This window comes from Okeania sp. SIO2F4, assembly GCF_010672385.1.
Classification (GTDB): Bacteria; Cyanobacteriota; Cyanobacteriia; order Cyanobacteriales; family Microcoleaceae; genus Trichodesmium.
Genome location: NZ_JAAHGT010001480.1, coordinates 1 through 1120, shown reverse-complemented (window position 1 = coordinate 1120; position 1120 = coordinate 1). Strand labels below are relative to the sequence as shown.

Below are 1120 nucleotides of genomic sequence, written 5' to 3'. Positions count from 1 at the left end.
AAGCAGACTATCAAGCAATGCCAGAATCGAGTATCTCAACAAATTTTGATGATAATAGATCGAAACAGCGCAGATTTTTTTAGCAGCGAACGAAGTTTATAAACAGAACCCATCAAAGTTTAATGCTCGTCCTCGTCTTCGGTGGATATAAAAACAAAATAACGGGAAGAAACATTCTAGTTTATACAACACAAGTCATCAGCAAAAGGCAACTTAAAACTTGGAATTATTAATCCCAGTAAAACAGGGATTTATCTAAAAACATTAGTACCTACTTCACACTCTCAAACAAGTTCGGATCGTCCGTAGACTTAACCATTATGTAATTGAGGTGATTTATGAAAAATCCGAAAAACAATACAAGCTAGAGAAAAATCGTTGCGCCAGTATTGATATAGGATTAAACAACTTAGCTACATTAACTTTTAATAAGCGCCGGAATTAAACCCAAGAGTGATCAATGACAGACCGTTAAAATCTATCAATCAATACTATAACAAAGTTAAGAGCTTCCTACAGTCTCAACTCCAGGAAAATCAATCAAGTAAGAGGCTGAAAAAACTTATCTTAAAAAGAGAATTTGCTCATCAATGATTATCTCCATAAATCATCTCGTTTAATTATTGATACTCTAATTAATCAGATGCAGAGGAACATGATAATAGGACACAATGAAGACTGGAAGCAGAAGATAAACCTAGGTAAAAAAAACAATCAAAATTTTGTATCTGTTCCCTATAATAAGTTAATTGAAATGTTATCTTATAAAGCTAAGATGGTAGGGATAAAAGTAATTCTTACTGAAGAATCTTATACATCAAAAGCAAGTTTTATGGATAATGACTTGATTCCAGTTTACAAAAAAGGTAAGAAAAATCAAGTCACTTTTTCCTGACGGTTTCCAATCATCGGGTTTCTCACCATAAATAGGCAGATGGTCACCATCTAAAAATGAAGCTATACTTGTATAACTCTCTTGGTGTTTCTATAAATATTATTCCATATTCATCCCACAACTGAGCTATTCTTTCTTTGAGTCTAGCTGTAGGAATTGGTACAAATTATGAATTACTTTTATGACCATTATCTATTTGATTTTTCTGACTTTTATTCCAACCAA

1 protein-coding gene is annotated in these 1120 nt (G+C 32.4%); it reads left to right on the top strand.

Translation table 11 applies throughout. The features are described 5' to 3' along the window. Positions 1-580: 580 nt before the first annotated feature. The gene (locus F6K22_RS41355; protein WP_293111020.1) at positions 581-895 is read left to right on the top strand and encodes an IS200/IS605 family accessory protein TnpB-related protein; all 315 of its coding nucleotides are present in this window, start codon (positions 581-583) and stop codon (positions 893-895) included. The last annotated feature ends 225 nt before the right edge of the window (positions 896-1120 follow it).